Source organism: Allobosea sp. 05T422_2, assembly GCF_056396265.1.
On the sequence record NZ_JBFTLD010000218.1, the window covers coordinates 1 to 21,774 of the forward strand.

Annotated in this window: 19 protein-coding genes, 3 tRNA genes and 2 pseudogenes; 16 read left to right on the plus strand and 8 right to left on the minus strand. The window is 63.9% G+C overall.

Going from position 1 to position 21,774, the window contains the following annotated elements:
* From AC1DJT_RS27365 to AC1DJT_RS27375, 3 genes are all read left to right on the plus strand, one after another.
* On the plus strand, positions 1-312 hold a 312-nt coding region (locus AC1DJT_RS27365), incomplete at its 5' end, for a nitroreductase family protein (protein ID WP_476835272.1).
* 4 nt (positions 313-316) lie between these two features.
* Positions 317-922, plus strand: coding sequence for a flavin reductase family protein (locus AC1DJT_RS27370; RefSeq protein ID WP_476835273.1), 606 nt, complete (start codon positions 317-319; stop codon positions 920-922).
* 45 nt (positions 923-967) lie between these two features.
* Complete coding sequence (locus AC1DJT_RS27375) at positions 968-1,114, plus strand: hypothetical protein (protein WP_441491387.1); 147 nt, start codon at positions 968-970, stop codon at positions 1,112-1,114.
* A gap of 42 nt (positions 1,115-1,156) precedes the next feature.
* Here AC1DJT_RS27375 and AC1DJT_RS27380 read toward each other — a convergent pair whose 3' ends face one another.
* Together AC1DJT_RS27380 and AC1DJT_RS27385 are read right to left on the minus strand one after the other, a co-directional pair.
* Positions 1,157-2,035 carry an HpcH/HpaI aldolase/citrate lyase family protein gene (locus AC1DJT_RS27380; protein ID WP_441506152.1) on the minus strand — a complete coding sequence of 293 codons (879 nt, stop codon included), beginning with the start codon at positions 2,033-2,035 and terminating at the stop codon, positions 1,157-1,159.
* Between the two features lie 4 nt (positions 2,036-2,039).
* Entirely contained in the window at positions 2,040-2,537 is a 498-nt protein-coding gene (locus AC1DJT_RS27385; protein WP_441491385.1) for a MaoC family dehydratase, read from the minus strand.
* Positions 2,538-2,674: 137 nt separating this feature from the next.
* Between AC1DJT_RS27385 and AC1DJT_RS27390 the strand changes: the two genes are divergently transcribed.
* Both AC1DJT_RS27390 and AC1DJT_RS27395 read left to right on the plus strand, forming a co-directional pair.
* Positions 2,675-3,742, plus strand: coding sequence for a lytic transglycosylase domain-containing protein (locus AC1DJT_RS27390; protein WP_476835274.1), 1,068 nt, complete (start codon positions 2,675-2,677; stop codon positions 3,740-3,742).
* A complete protein-coding gene (locus tag AC1DJT_RS27395; RefSeq protein WP_476835275.1) occupies positions 3,739-4,953 on the plus strand; it encodes a DUF2336 domain-containing protein in 1,215 nt (404 codons plus the stop codon). Before AC1DJT_RS27390 ends, AC1DJT_RS27395 begins: the two co-directional genes overlap by 4 nt.
* Positions 4,954-4,971: 18 nt before the next feature.
* Here the strand turns inward: AC1DJT_RS27395 and AC1DJT_RS27400 are convergent, their stop codons facing one another.
* The 5 genes from AC1DJT_RS27400 to AC1DJT_RS27420 form a co-directional block, all read right to left on the minus strand.
* Positions 4,972-5,745 carry an NAD kinase gene (locus AC1DJT_RS27400; RefSeq protein WP_441506149.1) on the minus strand — a complete coding sequence of 258 codons (774 nt, stop codon included), beginning with the start codon at positions 5,743-5,745 and terminating at the stop codon, positions 4,972-4,974.
* Between the two features lie 136 nt (positions 5,746-5,881).
* Positions 5,882-6,751 carry an MBL fold metallo-hydrolase gene (locus tag AC1DJT_RS27405; protein WP_441506148.1) on the minus strand — a complete coding sequence of 290 codons (870 nt, stop codon included), beginning with the start codon at positions 6,749-6,751 and terminating at the stop codon, positions 5,882-5,884.
* A gap of 202 nt (positions 6,752-6,953) precedes the next feature.
* Positions 6,954-7,430 (minus strand): hypothetical protein, encoded by a 477-nt coding sequence (locus AC1DJT_RS27410; RefSeq protein WP_441491380.1) that lies wholly within the window; start codon positions 7,428-7,430, stop codon positions 6,954-6,956.
* An 86-nt stretch (positions 7,431-7,516) separates the two neighbouring features.
* Positions 7,517-7,591, minus strand: a tRNA-Thr gene (locus AC1DJT_RS27415).
* A gap of 119 nt (positions 7,592-7,710) precedes the next feature.
* Positions 7,711-9,387 (minus strand): MFS transporter, encoded by a 1,677-nt coding sequence (locus AC1DJT_RS27420; RefSeq protein WP_476835276.1) that lies wholly within the window; start codon positions 9,385-9,387, stop codon positions 7,711-7,713.
* A 323-nt stretch (positions 9,388-9,710) separates the two neighbouring features.
* On the opposite strand from AC1DJT_RS27420, the gene AC1DJT_RS27425 reads away from it, so the two are divergent.
* A complete protein-coding gene (locus AC1DJT_RS27425; RefSeq protein ID WP_441491378.1) occupies positions 9,711-10,196 on the plus strand; it encodes a hypothetical protein in 486 nt (161 codons plus the stop codon).
* A gap of 3 nt (positions 10,197-10,199) precedes the next feature.
* Here the strand turns inward: AC1DJT_RS27425 and rlmB are convergent, their stop codons facing one another.
* A complete protein-coding gene (rlmB, locus tag AC1DJT_RS27430) occupies positions 10,200-11,003 on the minus strand; it encodes a 23S rRNA (guanosine(2251)-2'-O)-methyltransferase RlmB (RefSeq protein WP_441491377.1) in 804 nt (267 codons plus the stop codon).
* A 130-nt stretch (positions 11,004-11,133) separates the two neighbouring features.
* On the opposite strand from rlmB, the pseudogene AC1DJT_RS27435 reads away from it, so the two are divergent.
* The 10 genes and pseudogenes from AC1DJT_RS27435 to AC1DJT_RS27480 form a co-directional block, all read left to right on the plus strand.
* A pseudogene (locus AC1DJT_RS27435) lies at positions 11,134-11,487 on the plus strand (AAA family ATPase); the annotation flags it as partial.
* Positions 11,488-11,639: 152 nt separating this feature from the next.
* A tRNA-Tyr gene (locus AC1DJT_RS27440) sits at positions 11,640-11,724 on the plus strand.
* Positions 11,725-11,774: 50 nt separating this feature from the next.
* Positions 11,775-11,848, plus strand: a tRNA-Gly gene (locus tag AC1DJT_RS27445).
* A gap of 82 nt (positions 11,849-11,930) precedes the next feature.
* A pseudogene (locus AC1DJT_RS27450) lies at positions 11,931-12,420 on the plus strand (DDE-type integrase/transposase/recombinase); the annotation flags it as partial.
* A gap of 174 nt (positions 12,421-12,594) precedes the next feature.
* Positions 12,595-14,100, plus strand: coding sequence for a hypothetical protein (locus AC1DJT_RS27455; RefSeq protein ID WP_476835277.1), 1,506 nt, complete (start codon positions 12,595-12,597; stop codon positions 14,098-14,100).
* A gap of 614 nt (positions 14,101-14,714) precedes the next feature.
* Positions 14,715-16,427 carry a type I secretion system permease/ATPase gene (locus AC1DJT_RS27460; RefSeq protein ID WP_476769940.1) on the plus strand — a complete coding sequence of 571 codons (1,713 nt, stop codon included), beginning with the start codon at positions 14,715-14,717 and terminating at the stop codon, positions 16,425-16,427.
* Between the two features lie 119 nt (positions 16,428-16,546).
* Complete coding sequence (locus AC1DJT_RS27465) at positions 16,547-17,983, plus strand: HlyD family type I secretion periplasmic adaptor subunit (RefSeq protein WP_476769941.1); 1,437 nt, start codon at positions 16,547-16,549, stop codon at positions 17,981-17,983.
* Between the two features lie 924 nt (positions 17,984-18,907).
* Positions 18,908-20,200, plus strand: a complete 1,293-nt coding sequence (gene pncB, locus AC1DJT_RS27470) for a nicotinate phosphoribosyltransferase (protein ID WP_441506142.1) — start codon at positions 18,908-18,910, stop codon at positions 20,198-20,200.
* A 126-nt stretch (positions 20,201-20,326) separates the two neighbouring features.
* Positions 20,327-21,013 carry a hypothetical protein gene (locus AC1DJT_RS27475; protein WP_441491372.1) on the plus strand — a complete coding sequence of 229 codons (687 nt, stop codon included), beginning with the start codon at positions 20,327-20,329 and terminating at the stop codon, positions 21,011-21,013.
* Between the two features lie 291 nt (positions 21,014-21,304).
* The coding region (locus tag AC1DJT_RS27480; RefSeq protein WP_476835278.1) for a GTP-binding protein at positions 21,305-21,774 on the plus strand (470 nt) is incomplete at its 3' end.

The window sequence follows — 21,774 nt, forward strand, 5'->3', positions numbered from 1 at the left end:
CGCCTGACCCATGCGCCGCTGATCATCGGCGTGGTCTCGCGTGCGCGGCCTCATGTCAAAATTCCGGAATGGGAGCAGGAGCTTTCCGCCGGGGCCGTCTGCATGAGCATCCTCGTGGCTGCTCACGCGATGGGTTTCGGTGCTTCCTGGCTGACCAACTGGTTTTCGTTCGACCGCGACGTGCTCTCTGCGTTCGGCCTCGCTGATGATGAGCGCATGGCAGGCTTCATCCATATAGGCACGCCCGAAACCGTCCCCGCCGACCGGGACCGGCCGGTGCTCGCCGACATCGTCAGCAATTACGGGGCCTGAGCCGATGATCTACTCGACCGCGCTCCAGGACCACGGCCTGCCGCACGACCCGTTCAAGGCGATCGTGACGCCGCGTCCGATCGGCTGGATCACGGCGCTGAGTGCCAAGGGCGAGATCAATCTCTCGCCCTACAGTTTTTTCAACGCCGTCTCGTCGCGGCCGCACATCGTGATGTTCTCCTCCGAGGACAAGAAGGACGCGGTTTCCTTCATCGAGGAGACGGGCGAGTTCACCTGCTCGCTGGTCACCAAGGCACTGGCGCAGCAGATGAACCTGACATCGGCGCCGCTGCCGCGCGGGGCGAGCGAATACGAGCATTCCGGGCTCGCAATKGCCGAGTCAAGATTCGTCAAGGCTCCGCGTGTCGCCGGCAGCCCGGCCGCGCTCGAGTGCAAGCTGCTCTCCATCCAGCAGCTCAAGGATCTCGACGACAAGCCGGTGCCGCGCTGGATGGTGCTGGGTCAGGTMGTCGGGATCTTCATGGATGACGCCTATGTCCGGGACGGACGTTTCGACACGGCGGCGGCCCATCCGATCGCCCGCTGCGGCTATGCGGACTATGCCGAGGTCGACCACCTGTTCTCGATCATCCGCCCGACCGGCGGCTGAGCAGGGCCCGTGCCGCGGCCGCCGGACGAGGATGACGACTGGCGAATGACCGTCAATCTGCTTGCGATCATCGCCACGCTTCTGCTGCTTGGCGCCGGAATCTGGCTGCTCTTCGGACTCGATCGCGCGCGGAAGGCGCAGGATTGCCTGTCCTCGACACAGCGCAACTGCCGCCAGATCCGCGTTCCCTGATCGAACCTGGGAAACCGATTCTTCAGAATCGGTTTCCCAGGTTCATCGACCCAGCTTCTCAGCCCGCCCCTTCAGGCGCTGTGCCCTGACAAGATGGGGGCGATCGAGCATCTCGCCGTTGAGCCCGATCACGCCCACACCCGGATTGGCCGCGAACAGGGCGATGATGGCCTCGGCCTTGGCGACCTCCTCGGGCGCTGGAGCGAAGACCTCGTTGATGACCGGGACCTGCGCGGGATGGATCGCCATCTTGCCGGTGAAGCCGTCCCGGCGAGCCGCGATGCATTCGGCGCGAAAGCCATCGGCATCACGGAAGTTTGTGAAGACGGTGTCGATCGCATCGACCTGCGAGGATGCGGCGGCGAAGAGCGTGAGCGATCGGGCAAGGCGGTAGGGATCGGCATAGGAGCCGTCGCTCAGCCGGTTGGTCTCGGCGCCGAGATCAGCGGACAGGTCTTCCGCTCCCCAGGTCAGAGCCGCGAGCCGATGGGTCGCGCCGGCATAGCTGCCGAGGCCGAAGATGCCCTTTCCGGTCTCGGTGGCGATCGGAATGATCCGCGTCGCGCCGTCCGGGAGTTCGCATTCGGCCTCCCGAACAGCGATCCTGGCGGCGAGATGCGAGACATCGGTGCCGCCCTCGGATTTCGGCAGCATGATCGCATCGGGGGCACCCGGCATGATCATGTCGAGGTCGGCATCGCTGAGCCCGGTCGTGAGTGCATTGATGCGCACGATCAGGAGGGGCCGCTTCGCCTGCTGGCGAGCCGCCTTGAGGAAATCCAGGCTGATGGTGCGGGCCTGGGCCTTACCGTCGAGTGCGACGGAATCCTCCAGGTCCAGGATCAGCGCATCGGCGCCGCTCTCCAGGCCCTTCTGGAGCTTCTTCGGGCTGTCGCCCGGTACGAAAAGGAGCGAACGCATCCGGTCAGACCGCGATCGTCGTGGGTTCGGGGTGTTTGCGCATGAAGGCCTGGCGGCGACATTGGGCGACCAGGGTGCCGTCCTGCTTAAAGGCGCGATGGTGGAACTCGACGATCCCGGCATCGGGTCGCGAGCGGGACTCACGCTTGCCGACGATTTCGGTGACGCAGTTCACGGTGTCGCCCTCGAAGAGCGGGGCAGGGAAGGTCACGTCGGTCATGCCGAGATTGCCGATGGTGGTGCCGACCGTGGTGTCGTTGACGGAGATGCCGATCATCAGCCCCAGCGTGAACAGGGAGTTCATCAGCGGCTTGCCCCACTCCGTCTCGGTCGCGCAGAAATGCGCATCGATATGAAGAGGTTGCGGATTCAAGGTCATGTTCGAGAAGAGCATGTTGTCCATCTGGGTCACGGTGCGCGTAAGCCCGTGCTCGATGACCGCGCCGACCTGGAAATCCTCGAAATAGATCCCGCCGCGCTTGTGCCGTTTCACCTCGGTCATGAACGCTCCTCCAATGCCGCATTCCGGCGCTTCAAGCCGGCTCGGTGATTCCGCGTGTTTAACGGTTCGCTTACCATAATCGGGGCAGTCTCCACAGGAGCTCCGGCACCTTGCGCTCGGGCTGCCCGAGAGTCTGCATGTTCCTGTTCACTACGCCTACGACGCGCGAGACTGCACCGGCCAATCCGGTCGTCAATGCCATTCGCGACGGCGCCGAACGGAGCGGTGCCGGTTTCGATTACCTGCTGAAGACGGCGCAGCGCGAATCGGCGCTTGATCCCGATGCGAAGGCCAAGACCTCGAGCGCCACCGGGCTGTTCCAGTTCATCGAGCAGACCTGGCTTTCCATGGTGAAGCAGGAGGGGCCGAAGCAGGGGCTTTCCAATTACGCCAATGCGATCAGCGCCGACGAGACCGGTCGGCTCAGCGTGCCGGACGCCGCGACGCGAGAAAAGATCCTGCAACTGCGCAATGATCCGCAGGTGGCTGCCGTCATGGCCGGGGCACTGACCCAGAAGAACCGCGACCAGCTTGCCTCGACGCTCGGTCGCCAGCCGAATGCCGGCGAACTCTACATGGCGCATGTGCTCGGCTCGCGTGGCGCGAGCGACCTCATTCGCGCCGCCGGCAACGATCCGACGCGGGTCGCAGCCAAGGACTTTCCCGAGGCCGCTTCGGCCAATCGCAACATCTTCTTCGACAAGGCCGGCCGCGCCCGCACGGCCCAGGAGGTCTACGGCGTGCTGGCGRCGAGCCATGCCAACACGCAGCTTGCCGCAGCAACCACGACCGGGAGCGTCAACTCCGCGGCCGGCACTGACCAGCCGGTGCCGATTGCTGCCGCATTGGCGCCTGGCCGGGCCAAGGGGCTGATCGGGCTGTTCTCGACCGAGGGCTCGCGCCAGCCGGTCTCCAAGGCGGTGGCCAATCTCTGGACGACGCCGCGTAGCGATGCTTCGCGTCTGGCGGCGCTCGATCCGGCCGACCGCTATTTCCCGCGGCAGGGCGCAAGCGACGCCGCTCCGTCTCCTCCGTCCGCCTCACCGGTGCCCGCGAACCMACCGACTGCTACAACTGCTCCCTTGCCGCCATCGCGCCCGCTCGACCTGACCCAGGCTGGGAACACCGTACCCAAGTCCGCGGCGAAGCCGCGTCGTGCCCCGCTCGATCTTTCCGCCTTCATGGTCGAGCGGAGCKGCACATGATCGTTCGCCGTTTCCTGCTCTGGGCCCGGACCGCCAATGCCGAAGCCCGTGCCTCCGGCGCAGCCGCGCTTGCGGGTGCCTATTTGCACTCCGGTATGTCCGACGAGGATCGCCGCGAGGCCGAAACGGCGCTGATCGCCCTGATCGACGATCCGTCGCCCCTGGTTCGCCGCGCCATCGCCGAGGAGGTCGCGACCTCGCCGCGTGCGCCGCGTGCGCTGATCCTCAACCTCATCGCCGAGCAAAGCGACGTGAATGCACTGGTTCTGGCGCATTCACCGGTGCTGTCCGAGGCGGACCTGGTCGATGCGGCTGCCGTCGGGGATGCTCTGGCGCAACGCGCGATTGCACAGCGGCCGTGCCTGCCGACCAGTGTTGCGGCAGCACTCGCCGAAGTCGGCTGCGAGGAAGCGCTGCTGGCCCTGGCAGGCAATCGCAGCGCATGGATGCCGAGTTTCTCGCTTGAGCGCATGTTCGAGCGCGCGGGCGGCTCCGGTGCCTTGCGCGAGGCGCTGCTTGCCCGAAACGATCTGCCCGCAGGACTACGCCAGGCCATTGCAGGGCGGATGTCGGATGCGTTGGCGAGCTTCGTCTCCGGCTGCGGCTGGCTGACGCCGGAGCGCAGCGCAAGGCTGGCGCGCGAGTCGACCGAGCGGGTTGCCGTCGCTCTCGCAGCAGGCGGCGAAGACAGCGATGCGCCTGYGATCGTCGAGTGCCTGCGCGAGAACGGCCGGCTGACGCCGGGGTTGATGCTGCGCTCGCTCCTCAGTGCAGAGCCGGCCCTGGCGGAGGCGGCGTTCTCGTCCCTTTCCGGTCTGCCGCTCGCTCGCGTGTCGGCGATCCTCCGGGACCGGAGTGGCGCGAGCTTGCGGGGGCTGTATCGGAAGGCCGGCATGCCGGGCTCGTTGCTGCCGGCCTTTGCGGCAGCAATCGMCGCATTGAACATGTCCGGCTTCGAACGGGTGAGCGGTACGCAGGGCATCGACCGCGCCATCATGGCCAGCGTCATGAGCTGCTGCGAGAGCCTTGAAAGCAGTGAGGCCGATTCGCTGAACGGTCTGCTGCGGCGGCTCGATGCCGAGGCGGCGCGCGAGGAAGCGCGGCTGATGGCGGATTCGTTTGCAGATGATGCGGCGCTCGCCCTGCTGGTCGAGGCCGATCCGTCCCTGCTCGTCGAACTCGACGAGGCGGATATTCGAAACGCTGCCTGAGGCGTCGTCGCCGGCTGGTCAGTAGCCGAATTGCTCGCGCAGGATGCGTTCATCCAGGCTGTGGCCKGGATCGTGCAGCATGACGAGGTCGATGTTGCGGTCGATCGCGATCGCGACCGAGACGACATTGTCGATCTGGATATGGTCGGCCATCGCACTGACGGGGCGTTTTGGCGCTTCCAGGACCTCGATCATCACCTGCGCCTGGTCGGGAAGCAGGGCGCCGCGCCAGCGCCGCGGGCGAAAGGCGGCGATCGGAGTCAAGGCCAGCAAAGGCGCATCGAGCGGCAGGATCGGGCCATTGGCCGAGAGATTGTAGGCTGTCGAGCCCGCAGGCGTCGCGAGCAGGATACCGTCGGAAATCAGTTCCTCCAGCCGCACCTGGCCATCGACGGACAGGCGCAGCTTCGCCGCCTGGTAGGAGCGCCGGAGCAGGGACACTTCATTGATCGCCTTGGCACGGTATTCCCGGCCATTCTCGTCGATCGCGAGCATCGAAAGCGGGTGGACGATGCTGCGATGGGCGGCTTCCAATCGCTTGGTCAGGCCTCGCTCGCGGAACTCGTTCATCAGGAAGCCGACCGAGCCGCGATTCATGCCGTAGATCGGCTTTCCTGTGCCGATGAAGCGATGCAGCGTCTGCAGCATCAGCCCGTCGCCACCAAGCGCCACAATGACATCGGCGCTGTCGCAATCGGCATTGCCATAGCGCGCGACGAGCTTCTCCAGCGCGGCTTCGGCCTCTGGCGTCTCACTGGCGACGAAGGAGATGGCTGCGAAGCGCGCGGTCATCAGGGGGTCCGGATCAGCCAGGCTCAGGGGCAGGGAGCGGTTGGCATAGCACGGCGGTGACGGAAGGGGCGAGCCAGGGCAGGCATAAAAAGAGCCGGGGTCGCMCCCGGCTCGATGCGCGACGATGCCGCATGCCTCAGATGGACGTGGTCCATTGCACGGGCACGAGCTCGAAGCCGTTGCCCGATTTCGCGATGTAGCCGGTGGCCGGGAATGGCGCATGGTAGAACGCGACCTGCATCTTGTCGGCAGAGACCATGTCGAGCAGCCTGCGACGCGTGGCGGCAGCCTGCGGGCCATCCATATCGAACACCGCGGACCAGTCGGGATTGCGGGCGAAGAGGGCTGGGTGGTTGGTCGTGTCCGACATCACCATCATCCTTGCCGTGCCGGAGCTGAGCGCGAAGGTGGTGTGGCCGGGCGTATGGCCAGGCGCCGCGATGGCGGTGATGCCCGGCAGGATCTCCTTGCCGGCCTCAAACTGCTTCACATCCTTGGAGACAGGGCCGAAGACGCGGCGCACGCCGCCAAATGCCCCCTTCATGGCCTCGGGCGCGGCGTTCATCTTGGCGTCGTCCATCCAGAAGGCCCATTCCGCCGCCGGGACCATGACCTCGGCATTGGGGAAAACGGCCGTGCCGTCCTTCAGGCGGAAGCCGTTGATATGATCGCCATGGAAATGGCTGAAGACGACCGTCGAAACATCCTTGGGATCGAAACCGGCGGCACGGAAATTGGCGAGCCAGGTTCCGGAGGTCGGCGCGCCCGAATCGCCATTGCCGGTATCGATCAGGATGAGCTTTCCGCCGCTCTGGATGGCGAGCGTCGTAAAGGTGATGTTCAAGGCATCGGCTGGCAGGAAGGCCTGCGCCATCGCCGCCTTGACCTCCGCGAGTTCGGCATTGCGGACGAAGCCCTCGAGCTGACGACGGGCGAAGCCGTCATTGATCGCGGTGAGGACCATGTCCCCGATCTTGTAGCGATAGTATCCGGGGGCCTGATTCACGGGGGCTCCTTGCGCTTGAGCCGGTGTGAACCCGGCGGGTAAATCCAACGTGGTGGCAACAGCGAGTGCGCCGGCACCGGCAATCACGGTGCGGCGCGACGGACTAAAAGGCGGCATTGCAGTCTCCCTAGGCGCGTCTTCGGCCTGGGCAGCAGCCTAGCGTCCGGTTCGGGGGCTTCAACCGCGCGGGATTGTTGCGGGGTCAACTTTCCGTGAGCGGTGCGTTTATGGTGCGCTGGCCGTCTGCGGGGATGCGTTGGTCGTGCGAAGGGGCGCTGGCAGCCAGCAGTCCGTCATAACGTGCGAGGGCCCGCAGCATGGCCGCGCAAAGGGCCAATGAGCCGAGCATGGCGTTGCCCGAACATTCCGCGACCAGGGCCTGGAAGGCAGCGCTATCCTCCTCGGCCAGGCATTGCAGGCTCCAGCTCCACTCCGGAGCCTTCTGGCGCAGGAGGTTGATCGCGACGTCGATATTAGCGCTGACCAGGCCGAGCGCCTTCCAGAGCGAACCCTGCTGATAGATGCCGCCCATGGGCGTGCGGCGGCCGACGAGATGGCTCGGCTTGCGCCGTACGGTGAAGCCCAGCGCCTCATAGATATCGGCATCGAGCGCGCGATCGGGCTTTTCGGCCGTCTCGCAACGCTCGGCCAGCGCGAGCAAGTGTTCCCGTCTGTCCATGGCCGTTCGCCCAGCCCGGAGGCTCTCACACCATCGCTTGCACGTTCGTGCCGCTAACCGGTCGCGCGAAGCGAGCCAGAGATGTGTGGTGCCGGATGAGGGGATTGAACCCCCGACCTTCGGTTTACAAAACCGCTGCTCTACCGCTGAGCTAATCCGGCCCGGTCAGCCAGATGCGGTTACCAGCCGCGCGCGGCGAGGGCAAGATCGGTTACCGCTTGCCCAAAGAAAAGCCCCGCCTCCAGGGAGGCGGGGCTCGTACCTGTCGGTGATGGGCCGATCAGTTGTTGTCGTAGGTGAGAATGTCGCGATCCTTGGTCTCGGGCACGAAGAGCATGCCGATGACGAAGGTCATCATCGCGATCACGATCGGGTACCAGAGGCCGTAGAAGATGTCGCCGGTGCCAGCCACCATGGCGAAGGAGGTCGCCGGCAGCAGGCCACCGAACCAGCCGTTGCCGATATGGTAGGGCAGCGACATGCCGGTGTAGCGGATACGGGTCGGGAAGAGCTCGACCAGGGCGGCGGCGATCGGGCCGTAGACCATCGTCACATAGATGACGAGGATCGTCAGGATGCCGATGATGGTCAGCGACTGGGCGTTGAACAGCGCGTTCATGAAGCCGGTCTTGACGATCCGGGCGTCGCCCGCCGCGGGATAGCCGGCGGCGACCGCTTCCTTGGCGATGTTGGCGGCGAAGCCGGCATCGATCGCGACATCCTTGCCGTTGACCGTGACCTTGGCCGCGGTGCCGGCCGGGGCCGGGACCTGGGTGTACTGGATCGCCTGCGAGGCGAGCGTGCGGCGGGCGACATCGCAAGGCTGGGTGAAGGTGCGCACGCCGACCGGGTCGAAGACCGAGCCGCAGCTGGCAGGATCGKCGACGACCTGAACCTTGACGTTCTCATGGGCTGCGGCGAGGCCGGGATTGGCTGCCTTGGTGAGCGCGCCGAAGAGCGGGAAATAGGTCAGCGCCGCGATCAGGCAGCCGGCCAGGATGACGGGCTTGCGGCCGATCCTGTCCGAAAGCGAGCCGAACAGGATGAAGCCGCCGGTGCCGAGGATCAGCGACCAGGCGATCAGCACGTTGGCCGAATAGAGATCGACCTTCAGGATGCTCTGGATGAAGAACAGGGCGTAGAACTGACCGGTGTACCAGACGACGGCCTGGCCGGCGGTGAGGCCGAACAGCGCCAGCAGCGCGATCTTCGCATTCTTCCACTGGCCAAAGGCCTCGGAAAGCGGTGCTTTCGAGCCGCTGCCCTCTTCCTTCATCTTCTTGAAGGCCGGCGATTCCTGCATCTGCAGGCGGATCCAGACCGAGATCGCCAGCAGGAAGATCGAGGCCAGGAATGGAATGCGCCAGCCCCAGGCAGTAAATTYGGCCTCACCCATGGTGGTGCGGATGCCGAGAATGACGATCAGCGAAAGCAGCAGGCCGAGCGTCGCCGTGGTCTGAATCCAGGAGGTGTAGAAGCCGCGACGGCCCGGAGGCGCATGCTCGGCGACATAGACCGCTGCGCCGCCATATTCACCGCCGAGCGCCAGGCCCTGCAGCATGCGCAACGCGATCAGGATCACCGGTGCGATCCAGCCGATCGAGTTGTAGCTCGGCAGCAGGCCGACCAGGAAGGTCGAGGCGCCCATGATCACGATCGTGACGAGGAAGGTGTATTTGCGGCCGATAAGATCACCCAGGCGGCCGAAGAACAGCGCACCGAAGGGGCGGACGAGGAAGCCGGCGGCGAAGGCGAGCAACGCGAAGATGGCGCGCGTATTCGGATCGAAGGCCGAGAAGAAATGCGCGCCGATCATCACGGCGAGCGAACCGTAGAGATAGAAGTCGTACCATTCAAAGACGGTGCCGAGCGACGAAGCGAGAATGACGCGCTTCTCTTCCTTCGTCATGGGGCGTCGCGTCGCCGCAGCCCCCGATGTCTGTGCTGCCATGCTCATGGCGTTCTCCCCTGAATAATGCCCGGCATCGGGACTATCCCCCGGGCCGCCCGTTTCCCTGTGGCTCGATTTCTTGCGACACGATGCCACTGCCTGCCGGGTGAAGTTTCGCTTGCACCAATCCGGCAATTGCACAGGAATGCGCTGACGCGAAATGTTGTGCAATCAAGCACTTGGTCTTGCATCGTTCGACGTAAGACTTAAGGCGTAGAGGTCTTTCCCTCGTTCCCGCACGCGGCGGATTTTCCCGGATTGGCAGTGCGGCGCTGACTGTCCTATAGTCAGCGCGAGGCCGACATGATGCGGGGAAGGGGAGCGCGCTGATGCCGCGCATCCATGCAACGTTGCCGCTGCTGGCATTCCTGGTTTTCCTGAGCCCGGTCAGCGAGGTTGTGGCAGCTGGGTCAGGCAGGGCTTTCGCGCCGGCCGGGCCGCCGTCCTTTGCGCCGCGAATGGCTCCTGGCTTTCGGCATTTGGCGCGCCAGAATGGACCGATATTCCGGCATGATCGTGCCCGACGTTTCCTGGGCAACCCGGGGTTCATCGGCGGCCCCTGGTATTCCCCCTCCGATTTCGGCCGCGACACCGTGATCCTGCAGGAGCGCGAGGCAGAGCGGACTATCGATCGCTCGCGCGATTATACGCCGGTGATGGTGGGGATTCCGCAGCCCCCGACGCCCGAGCCGGTGATCTACCGGCTGGAAGGTTCACGGCAGCGGCCGATTGTGCGCATCATCCGTGTCGGCGAGCAGGGGAGCTATGCCCGCGACGAGGACGGCGCCCGCATCCGCAATGTGCCCCGGCGCTGAGTGTCAGCGCCGCCGGCTTGCCGCATAGAGCGCGATCGCGGTGGCGTTTGAGACGTTGAGGCTGGTGATCGCACCCGGCACTTCCAGCCTTGCGAGATGGTCGCAGAGATCGCGGCTGCGCTGACGCAGGCCTTTCCCTTCCGCACCCATCACCATGACGAGTGGCCGCTGCAGGGCGATTTCGTCGAAGGCAGTCGCCCCTTCCGAATCAAAGCCGATTCGCTGGAAGCCGCGCTTGCCAAGCTGATCCAACGCATCGCCGAGATTGCGCACGGCGATCAGCGGAACATGCTCGAGCGCGCCGGATGCCGATTTTGCCAGCACGCCGGTTGCTGCCGGAGAATGGCGAATCGTGACAATCACCGCGGCAGCGCCGAACGCGGCGGCCGATCGCAGGATCGCTCCGACATTGTGCGGGTCGGTGATCTGGTCGAGCGCGAGCACGATCGCATCGTCGGGAAGGCTGTCCAGATCAGGCGAGGGCAGGGGATCGCAGACCAGATAGAGGCCCTGATGCACGGCATCTGGAGTGAGCAGGCGGTCGATCTCGGACGGGCGGACCAGCTCGGGTTCGAGCGGCAGCGTGCCGACCTCCTCGCTCAGCCGCTTCAGGGCGTTCTCCGTGGCGAGGAGGCGTCGAAAGCGTCGATTGGGATTGCGAAGTGCCTCGATGACCGGATGGACGCCGTAGAGCACGGCCTCGTCGATATCGCCGGGCCGGTGTGGCGGGGGGCCGGCATCGCGGTCGCGGCGTGCGAAGGGCTTGCCGCCGGGCCTGGCCGGCTTGGGGCGGAACGGCGCGGGCATGGGGACCTCCGAAGCGTGACGGCCCATGCCCTGCCACGGCGGGCGGCGCTTTGCCAGCCCGGACGACGGATTTTCGGTGTCGAGCAGCAGCGGACGCTGTCGCAGGCAAGAGGGATTGAGAGGGAACGGGATGGCTAGGACCGAGGATATCCAGCGCTTCGTCGTGATTACCGGTGGGCCCGGTTCCGGCAAGACGACGTTGATCGAGGCGCTCTCAAAGCGAGGATTTGCGACGTCTCCGGAAGCCGGCCGCGCCATCATTCGCGATCAGGTGGCGATCGAGGGACAGGCATTGCCCTGGGCCGATCGCGAGCTCTTCGCCGAGCTGATGCTGRGTTGGGAGCTGCGCTCCCATCAGGCTGCGAGGGAGCAGGCCGGGCTGGTCATTTTTGATCGAGGGGTTCCCGATATCGCGGGTTATCTGAGGCTCTCGGGACTTGGTGTTCCCGCGCATGTGGACAACGCGGCAAGACGGTTCCGCTACCGAAGCGTACAAGGAAACGTGGGTGAACCGGCTTTTTGCCGTTGACACGCCGGAGCCCGGTCACCATAAGTCCGCCCGCACCTGTTGCCCGTCACGAAAGTGAAACAGGCGCTTGGACAACGTTGCTTCACGGCGCGCGTCCACGACACGGCGGGGGAATGTCCCGAGCGGCAAAGGGGGCGGACTGTAAATCCGCTGGCTATGCCTTCGCAGGTTCGAGTCCTGCTTCCCCCACCACCGTGTCCTGTCTATGTTGATGTCGCCGTTCAGGCGGTGTCGCACCCGGCGCGGGTGTAGCTCAATGGTAGAGCAGCAGCCTTCCAAGCTGAATACGAGGGTTCGATTCCCTTCACCCGCTCCAACACTCTCGCCTCAGAATGGCGAAGAGCCGGCTCGGTGCATCCAGACAGGTCGGATAAGTGTAGCTCCTGCCTGAACACGGCGAGGTGCTCCATCGCCGGCCGAACACCTCGAAGCCGGCGCCGGGATACAAGATCTTCCCCCACCTTCTGCGCAAGCAGCCGGTTACGCGGCCTAATCAGGTCCGGGAAATGGATGTCTCCTACATCCCCATGGCGCGCGGCTTCGTCTACCTGAGGGCTGTCGTCGATTGGTTCAGACGCCGGGTTCTGGCCGGGCGTTGTCGATCACCATGGATGTCGCGTTCTGCATCGAGACGGTCGAAGAAGCGATGGCTCGCCATGGCAAGCCTGACATCGCCAACACGCATCAGGTCCGCGGTTCACCAGCCGGAAGTTCACCGCTCTGCTTATCGGCGCCAGCGTCAAGATCAGCATGGACGGCAGAGACGCCTGGCGCGCCAACGTCTTCGTCTAACGCCTCCGGCGATCAATGAAAGTTGAAGAGGTCCATCTGCGCGCCCATGGCGGCGTGTCCGAGGCTCGCGCCTCGATCAGGTGGTATCTGACCTGGCTCGCCACAAGTTCGTCGGCCAATCGCCTTTGCTTCTGCGCAGATTAGCCTCGATCTCGGCTGATTGACGCCATGAAGGTAAACAATCTTCCGGCCGCCTCGTACCGTTTTGGTACACGACGCTCCCCCACCCGTGGCTATCGCTCACGGCACCCAGAGAGAGGGAAGACCGCCTTGGCTCGCTTCGCGCATGATACGCATCAACGACACGACAACCATCACCAGCACGGTGATCACAATCCGCCCCAACCGCCCGAGACGCCCACTCCCCCCACCTCATCTGCTCCGGAATTTTCGGATCTCGGCGCCACGTTCAACGACGCGACCCGCGCGCTCGTTGGCGGCCTATGGCAAAACGCAGTCGAGGAAGGCGGCCAAGGCCATGGCAGCGTGGTGCGATATGTGGACGACCTCAAAGCGGTGGAGAGCGGTCTCCAGTCCGAGATAAAGGCAGGTCAATTTTCCGGCGACACGCTCACGCATATCCAGACGGTCTTGTCCGATATCACGACCGCGCTTTCGGCCGCGACAGCATCCGTGAATGGCGGCGGATCATTCGGCAGCGTCGCAAATGCCGAGGCTGCTCTGCGTGCAAGCCATCTCGAAATCCTCGATACCGTCAATAACGATCACACGCTTTCGACCTTGGCCACGCAGAATGGCGCGACCGGATTTCTCGCGGCGCCGGAGACGCTACCCGACGGCGTGACTGCGGCGACTGCGCCTCATGCCACCMTGGCCCAGATCGGTGCCATCTTCAACGATGCGGCCAATCGCATTCTYGGCGGTGTCAATTCGGACAACAAGGCGATCATCACCAGTGACATGAACGCCGTCGTCAGCGGCCTCAAGCATTTGATCGACGCGCAGCCCGCGCAGTTCGAGGGTCTCACCGGCATTCATGCCGACACCGTCATGAGGCAGGCGCAACTCGAAATCACCTATATCAACCAGGCTGGCATCGACCCGGACGCCGGCCGGGGCAGCAACGACAATATCCTGGACATGATCGATATCATCCAGGGGGATGCAAATCTGGCTGGTTTGGCCAGCCAGGGAGGCGTATCGGGCTTTTCCCAATTTCCTGACGCTCTCAATCCAACCCCGAGATATCAGGACAATGCCGCTCAAACGGCTTTCTGGGCAAACTTCATCGCGCAAGGCAACTCGCTGGGCCAGCGGGCAGAACAACTTGTCGGATCGGGCGATACGCATGCGATCAATGCCCTGATCAGCGAGTTTCAAACCTTCGAAAAGAACGCAACCAAGTTCGATCTGGCGCAGGGTGGGATCTTCGGGGCACGCTTCGACAATGAATTGACACCGAGCAGCACGCTCGGGGCCGAAGTCGATGCGATGATCAAAGGTCTCAAGACCGGCGATGCTGCCCTGGTCACGGCAGCTGCCGAGGTCATCCACGACAATGCCGCAGACGTGGGTGGCAACAACATTCCGATAACCGGCGGCCATTTCAACCCGGATGGCCTGACCGTGGCCCAGGTGCTGTCGACGGCGGTCACTGCGCCCGCGACCGCAGCCGCTGATCCGAAACCAACGCCGACACCTCCGGGTACGGTCGCTGACGCTGCCCCGCCTTCGTCACACGATCACGCGACAGCCGACATCCATCATTCACCGATTGTCGATACGGCACATCATCTCCATCACATGTGGGGATGACGTCGCGCGGGCAGGCTTCCAACTCCTGGTTCATCCATGGTGTTGGAAGCCGACTCGGCCGAGCGGCCGCAGACGGGAGGACGTCATTGTTGGCGCCCGAAAGCAGCGCTGCCCCCGCCATTGCGTGATCTGATTGGCGCGGACGTCGAACTGCCGCGCCAACTCCGGAAGCGTCCCGTCGCCTTTCAGCGCCGGCAACGACACCTTTGCCTTGAAAGCCGGTCTGTGGTTCCGACATGTCCGGCGCTTCGTGGCCTCTCCTGCTCACGGCCAACCTGCCGCGTTCAGGCAAACTGGACTTAGCCGACCTGCCTTAGCCGACCTGCCTTGGATTGCCCGAGCCGGCTCTGTGTCTCGCTCATGGCGGTCGCTTCATCGCGCCGCGCGGCTTGACGGGAACCGGCGCATTCTTGCCGGAAAATGGGGCGGTATCGCCCGTCAAGCACATGTGATCGCCGACACGTATCGGCCGGACAAAAAGGCGCAGAAGAGGCATGAGTCTCGCTCAAAGCTACGGACCAGAGATATTTCAATCCGGCACGATATCTGAGGGGCGCTCGATACCGGCATCTGACGATCCGGTCGCACGCGGGTTGCGCGACAGTGCGCGTCGCATGACCGGAATCGCCGTGTTCAGCGGCGTGATCAATCTGCTGATGCTGTCTGGCTCACTCTATATGCTGCAGGTCTATGATCGGGTGATCCCGAGCCGCAACATCGCGACCTTGCTTGGTCTTTCGCTCGTGGTTCTGCTGGCCTATCTCATTCAAGGCTATGCCGACGCGCTGCGCTCGCGCATGCTCTCCCGCGTCGGAACGCTGTTCGATGTCGGCCTGCAGGAAGCGATCCACACCGCGCTCGCCACGCTTCCTCTGCGCGGCGTGAAGCCCATCCTGATGCAGCAGCCGCTCCGCGATCTGGATCAGATTCGGGCGTTCATGTCGGGCATGGGGCCGACGGCGTTCCTGGACATGCCGTGGATCCCGATCTTCATCATCGCCTTGTTTCTGTTCCATCCGGCGATTGGCGTCACGGCCGTGCTTGGGACCGTTGCCATCATTGCGATGACAGTGTTGACCGAGCGCGTGTCGCGTGGGGCAGCCAGGGCCGCCATGGACAGCAGCGCGCAGCGCCAGGTCCTGGCGGATGCGACCCGGCAAAATGCCGAAGTGATCCGGGCGCTTGGAATGCAGGACCGATTCACGGCGCGTTGGTCGCAGGCCAATGAACGCTGTCTGCGCGAAAATGGCCGGGCCAGCGACGTCTATGCCAATCTCGGATCAGCTGCGAAGGTTCTCCGCTACGTGCTGCAATCCGGGATGTTGGGCATCGGCGCCTATCTCGTCGTGACCGACAAGGCGTCGGGGGGCATCATGATTGCCTCGTCGATCATGATGGGGCGGGCGCTTGCGCCCATCGAGGTGGCGCTTGGCAGCTGGAAACAACTTGTCGCTGCGCGTCAGAGCATTGCCCGCTTGCGCGAAATCCTCAAGGTGACCGCTGCTCCTCCCGCGCCACCGGTGATGCTCCCGCGCCCTTGCCGCGAACTCCTGGTTCAGGACCTCGCCGTTACCGCACCAGGCACGGATAAAGCGATCGTCTCGCATATTTCATTTTCGCTCACGGCGGGCATGGGATTGGCGCTTCTCGGCGCGAGCGCATCGGGAAAAACCTCGCTGTCGAAGGCCCTGGTCGGAATTTGGCCGGTCAGCAATGGCGTGGTGCGGCTTGACGGCGCAGCGATCGATCAGTGGCGCAATGAGGACCTGGGGCGTCATGTCGGCTATCTCCCGCAGGATGTGGCCTTGTTCGACGGCACCGTCGCAGAAAATATCTGCCGATTTGAAGATCAGGCGACGTCCGAGGCCATTTTGAAGGCCGCGCAGATAGCGGGCGTGCACGACATCATCTTGCGTTTGCCGGAGGGATATTCAACGCGCATCGGCGAAGGCGGCATGTCGCTCTCGGCGGGGCAGCGCCAGAGGATTGGATTGGCGCGCGCGGTCTACGGTGATCCGTTCCTCGTCGTGCTCGATGAGCCCAATGCCAATCTTGATGCGGAGGGGGAAGGCGCATTAGCGCGCGCCATTCAGATCCTGCGTCGCGACAAATCCATTGTCATCGTCATCTCGCATCGTCCCAGCGCTCTCTCCGAACTGAACATGGCGATGGTCCTCCACGAGGGCAAGACGGTTGCATTCGGCCCCCGCGACGAGATCTTTGCGCGCGTTCACACAGAGAAGACCGTGGCAACGCGCCGACCTGCGACAGTGTCAAGCGCGAACCAGATTGGCCAGACACAGGTTGCCGAGGTCGTTCCCTCGTGAACCGCAGTGGCCCCACGCAGCCTCCGGCGCATCTCAGCCCGCCCATCGCACCTGTCGACCCGACGCCGTTGGCGCCCGTGCCAGCCCATGTCGCGTCGGCCAATGGAGCTCAACGGCAAATGTTGCATATCGATACATCCCGATCGACTGTTCACCCCAGGGGAAGCGACGCCGCGGCTACGCCGGCAAGTGACCGATTGATCGACAGGCGCCGCGCCGAGCTGACGGCTGGCACGGCGGATGCCCGGAATGATACTCTGGCGTCGCGGGTCGAACGCGCGTTCAACCGCGAGCTCAGGATTGGCCTTCGGGTTTTGATCGGTGGCGGAGTCTTGATCGGTGCGTGGAGTGCATTGATGCCGCTGGCCGGCGCGGTCGCCGTTCCCGGCAATCTGGTCGTTCAATCGAACGTCAAGGCGATCCAGCATCCGACCGGCGGAATTGTCGCGCAGATTCCGGTCCATAATGGCATGCGGGTGAACGCTGGCGATCTGCTGCTGCAACTGGATGCAACCCAGGCGCGGGCGAGTCTCCAGGTGGTGAGCAAGCAGCTTGATGAATTCCGGGTTCGGATTGCACGGCTGATGGCCGAGCGCGACGCTCACGCGCAGATCGAAACGCCGCCCGAGATGGCCGCGCGATCGGCAGAGACCGGTGTCAACGCGCTCCTGGCGTCGGAAGAGTCGCTGTTCAAGGCTCGTGCGAATGCGCGGCAAAGCCAGAAGGACTTGCTGCAAAGTCGTGTCGCGCAGCTTGGCGAAGAGATTTCAGGCCTCGATGCCCAGCTCAAATCCAAGGCAAGCCAGCTGGAATTGATCGGGGGCGAACTCTCTGGAATCAAGACGCTGTATGACAAGAAGCTTGTGCCGCTGACGCGATTTACGACCCTGCAGCGAGAATCCGCACGTATCGAGGGCGAGCGGGGGCAACTGATCTCGGCAATCGCCGAGACAAAGGCAAAAATCGGCGAGGCACAGCTTCAGATCGTAAGGATCGATCAGGACTTTCGGACCGATGTCGTGAAGGAACTCGGCGAGGCCAGGGGCAAGGAGGCCGAGCTCGTCGAGCGTGGCGTTTCCGCGCGAGACCTCCTCGACCGGATCGATATTCGTGCACCGACCTCGGGCGTGATTCACCAGCTTGCCGCGCACACGATCGGCGGTGTCGTCCGCGCCGGCGACACGGTCATGGAAGTCGTGCCGGATTCCGACGATCTGCAGGTCGAGGCGCGGCTCCAGCCCAACGACATCGACCAGGTGCGGTCGGGTCAGAAGGCGTTCATCCGCTTTTCCGCCTTCAACCAACGTGTGACACCGCAGCTGACGGGTGTCGTATCGTATGTTTCTGCCGATATCAGCCGCGACCAGCAGACCAATGCTCCGTTTTTCACGGTGAGGGTCGCCCTTCCTAACGATGAACGTCGCCGGTTGGCCGACTCGCCGCTCGTTTCGGGGATGCCGGCGGAGGTCTTCATGCAGACAGGGAGCCGCACAATGATGAGCTACCTGCTGAAGCCGATCTCCGATCAACTGCAACGTGCCTTTATCGAGCGCTGACACGGGGGGCGAGTTTTTCGGAAAGCTTCGCCTCGACTATGATCGGTTTGATGCTCTTCTCGACGAGAAGATAGAAGACAAGCAGAAGAACCTTCCGTTCGCCCTGCATCGTCATCGTTGACTGGTGTCTGCCCGGGGTCGACAGCCGAGCCGGACCATGTCCGGCCCGGATGGTCAGGTCCCGGCCTGTTCTCTATCGATAACAGGACACGATGACGTTTCGGCGCGCGGGCGGGTGCCGCAGCGTGGAATATCGAAAAAATGTGGAGTTATCGAACGATAAATCCCTCAACTTCGGCGGAGAAAACGTCTATCTAAGAAATTACTGTGCCTCGCATGGCTATCGAGATCGCGCTGCCGGGTAACAGGACAAATTGGATCTGTTGGCGGCGAAGCTGTCGAATATAGCTCGCAACAGGAGACAGGACGATGGGAACGGTTCAACGGGCATGCCTGCTGATCGCCTGCGGGATTGTGTTGTCGGGCTGCCAGGTGACGCAAGAGAGGGCTGCGCAGCTTGCTCCTGTCTGCGCGATTCCGGTCAATCGGACAGTTCAATCCATGTACTGGCTTGAATGCCAGTCGGTCTATTCGTCCTCGGGCTATTATGCGAAGCGCTATTAGGAACTGGCCGAGGGGCGGACGCACGCCGCYCRCCATGTCTGGTGGTGCCCCTCAGCCCTGACCCCGCACATTGCTGCCTGCGGCAGGTTCGCCTTCGACGAGACTTGCGTCAGCGCGAGGATGGCGCGGCCGCCCCGTTTTGGCTTCTGCGGGATCACCATTTGCGTGCAGAGCGTTTGCCTGCGGCCGGGCTTTGCCCTGCACGCCGCTCGCCCCCGACGCGAATTCGGGTGGATGTTCAAGGCTCGCGATCTCGCCTAGTTCTTTTCGGCCCTTCAGCCGCACGGACACGCGCGCCGCATGACCCTGACCGATATCGCGACGAGAACCTACAACCACGGCTGGCGGCTCGACCCGATCATTCGCAGCCTGCTCGATACGGATTTCTACAAGCTGCTGATGCTGCAGATGATCCGGAGCTTTCATCCGGATGTGCAAGTCACCTTCTCGCTGATCAACCGGTCCCGCCATATCCGGCTTGCCGATCTTGTCGATGAGAACGAGCTCAGGGCGCAGCTCGATCATGCCCGCGGTTTGCGCTTCAGCAAGAAGGAATTGATCTGGCTCGCGGGCAACAGCTTCTACGGCAGGACGCAGATGTTCTCGCCGGATTTCCTGGCCTGGCTCGCCGAATTCCAGTTGCCGGAATACGAGCTCAGGCGGGTGGACGGCCAGTACGAACTGCATTTCAGCGGCCCCTGGACGCACAGCACGATGTGGGAGGTGCCGGCCCTGGCGATCATCAACGAGTTGCGTGCGCGCCGGGTGATGGTTGGTCAGAAGCGCTTCTCGCTCGATGTGCTCTATGCCCGCGCCAAAGCGAAGATGTGGGCGAAGGTCGAGCGTCTGCAGCAGTTGCCGGAACTGCGCCTCTCGGATTTCGGCACGCGGCGCCGCCATGGGCATCTCTGGCAGCGCTGGTGCGTGGAGGCGCTGAAGGAGGGGCTCGGCCCACGCTTCACGGGCACATCGAATGTGCTGCTCGCCATGGACAATGATCTCGAGGCGATCGGCACCAACGCGCATGAGCTGCCGATGGTGCTCGCGGCGCTGGCAGACAGCGACGAGACGATGCTGGGTGCGCCCTACCGTGTGCTCGAGGAATGGAGCAAGGTCTATGGCGGCAATCTGCTGATCGCATTGCCTGACGCCTTCGGAACCACCGATTTCCTGCGGCGCGCGCCCGACTGGGTTGCGGACTGGACTGGGTTCCGTCCCGATAGTGCCCCGCCGATAGCCGCCGGCGAGCAGATCATCGCCTGGTGGCGCGAGAAGGGGCGCGATCCGCGCGAAAAGTTGCTGGTCTTCTCGGATGGGCTCGACGTCGCCGCGATCGAACGGGTCTACCAGCATTTCGATGGAAAGGTGCGCATGGCCTTCGGCTGGGGCACCGATCTCACCAACGATCTCGTCGGATGCTCGCCGGACGGTTCGCGCGCGCTCGATCCGATGTCGCTGGTCTGCAAGGTGACGCGGGTGAACGGCCAACCGGCGGTGAAGCTCTCCGACAATCCCGACAAGGCTTCGGGCGAGCCAGGCGAAGTCGGCCGCTATCGGCGGGTGTTCGGGGCGCACGCCGTATCTTCGCAATAGGGCGAGGCGAGTGCCGGCACGGGGGCGGTTTTCCTGCGTGCCCAATACCTTGGTTCAACTGGCGCAATGATTTCGGGATCGTTAACGCCCGCCAGTCGCATTTTGCGCAGGGGGCATTTCGACGCCATGATTCGATTTCTGCTTGCAGCCGTTCTGGGCACGGCGCTTGCCGGCTGCGTTACGCCGGACCGAGGACTGACCTTCTCGGAGATACGCGATCTCAGGATCGTCGACGTTATCGTCGAAACGCCAAAGCCCGTCGACGGCCAGACAGCCATAGTCTGGCCGAAGGCTGGAATGGCCTATGCCGGCACGCAGATGCCGGCATCGACCCGTCCCGTTTCCCTGGGGCGTGATCCTGCCGGAGCGGGCAATGGGCCGACGCCGGAGGAGGCTGCGTGGGATGAGAAATTCATGGCTCTCAGCCGGAGCGCGGCTGCTCGGACGCAGATGTACAGCACGCTGGCGCAGATCACTCGCGACAGCTTCCGAAAGCGCTTTACCGAACAGCCTTCGGGCAAGCACGCGGCCAAGCTGAAGGTCGTGGTGAGGTCGCTGATAGCTCCCGGTGGGCAGGCGAATTTCAGCGCGGACGTGATCGTGCTCGATGGGGTGACGGGGCGGCCGCTGACGCAATACCCTAACCTGACTGGCGTCAGGGCTGCATCGACTGCGGTCGTGCCTGCCACGCCCGTGGGAATCCTCATCGGGTTTGCTGCGCTCGCCATTGCCGACCAGATCCGGGGTGATCCAGCGTATGAGGCGATCGACAGTGCCTCCGCGTCGTTTTCCGCCTGGCTCCTGCGCGAGTAGCCGTGGCGGGGGCGTGGTTCGTGAGGGGCATTTAGGGGCTCCGGCCTTGGCCGGCTTGCGGTTGCTCGCCAAGGCCACGGACGGGGAGCTTTCTCGCGAACAGATTCCAGTGCCGGCTCACTGAGGGCGGCGGTCTCGTGACGATGCCCTGAGCGCAGGACGCATGCGGTTGGGGTGACGCGGTGCGCGGCTGGCGTCATCTCGCCCGCCACAGCTTGCATCGACGCGCAAAACCCCCTAATGCGACCCCGTTTTCCGGCCGGGGATGGCCGTCGTCGAGGAAAAGGTGTCATGGCCAAAGAGAAGTTTGCGCGGACGAAGCCGCACTGCAATATCGGAACGATTGGTCACGTTGACCATGGCAAGACGTCTTTGACGGCTGCGATCACGAAGGTTCTGGCCGAGTCTGGCGGTGCGTCGTTCACGGCGTATGACCAGATCGACAAGGCRCCKGAGGAGAAGGCYCGCGGCATCACGATCTCGACGGCTCACGTCGAGTACGAGACTGCGAACCGTCACTATGCGCATGTCGACTGCCCCGGCCACGCCGACTACGTGAAGAACATGATCACGGGTGCGGCGCAGATGGACGGCGCGATCCTGGTCGTGTCGGCTGCCGACGGCCCGATGCCGCAGACGCGCGAGCACATCCTGCTGGCGCGCCAGGTCGGCGTTCCGGCGCTGGTGGTGTTCATGAACAAGGTCGACCTGGTCGACGACGCGGAGCTGCTCGAGCTGGTCGAGATGGAGATCCGCGAGCT

Excerpts from the sequence above, each read along its gene's own strand:
- AC1DJT_RS27475 (WP_441491372.1), top strand. The coding sequence starts at position 20,327 with ATGATTCGATTTCTGCTTGCAGCCGTTCTGGGCACGGCGCTTGCCGGC.
- pncB (WP_441506142.1), top strand. The coding sequence starts at position 18,908 with ATGACCCTGACCGATATCGCGACGAGAACCTACAACCACGGCTGGCGG.
- rlmB (WP_441491377.1), bottom strand. The coding sequence starts at position 11,003 with ATGCCCGCGCCGTTCCGCCCCAAGCCGGCCAGGCCCGGCGGCAAGCCC.
- AC1DJT_RS27380 (WP_441506152.1), bottom strand. The coding sequence starts at position 2,035 with ATGCGTTCGCTCCTTTTCGTACCGGGCGACAGCCCGAAGAAGCTCCAG.
- AC1DJT_RS27385 (WP_441491385.1), bottom strand. The coding sequence starts at position 2,537 with ATGACCGAGGTGAAACGGCACAAGCGCGGCGGGATCTATTTCGAGGAT.
- AC1DJT_RS27410 (WP_441491380.1), bottom strand. The coding sequence starts at position 7,430 with ATGGACAGACGGGAACACTTGCTCGCGCTGGCCGAGCGTTGCGAGACG.
- AC1DJT_RS27465 (WP_476769941.1), top strand. The coding sequence starts at position 16,547 with ATGTTGCATATCGATACATCCCGATCGACTGTTCACCCCAGGGGAAGC.
- AC1DJT_RS27460 (WP_476769940.1), top strand. The coding sequence starts at position 14,715 with ATGACCGGAATCGCCGTGTTCAGCGGCGTGATCAATCTGCTGATGCTG.
- AC1DJT_RS27425 (WP_441491378.1), top strand. The coding sequence starts at position 9,711 with ATGCCGCGCATCCATGCAACGTTGCCGCTGCTGGCATTCCTGGTTTTC.
- AC1DJT_RS27375 (WP_441491387.1), top strand. The coding sequence starts at position 968 with ATGACCGTCAATCTGCTTGCGATCATCGCCACGCTTCTGCTGCTTGGC.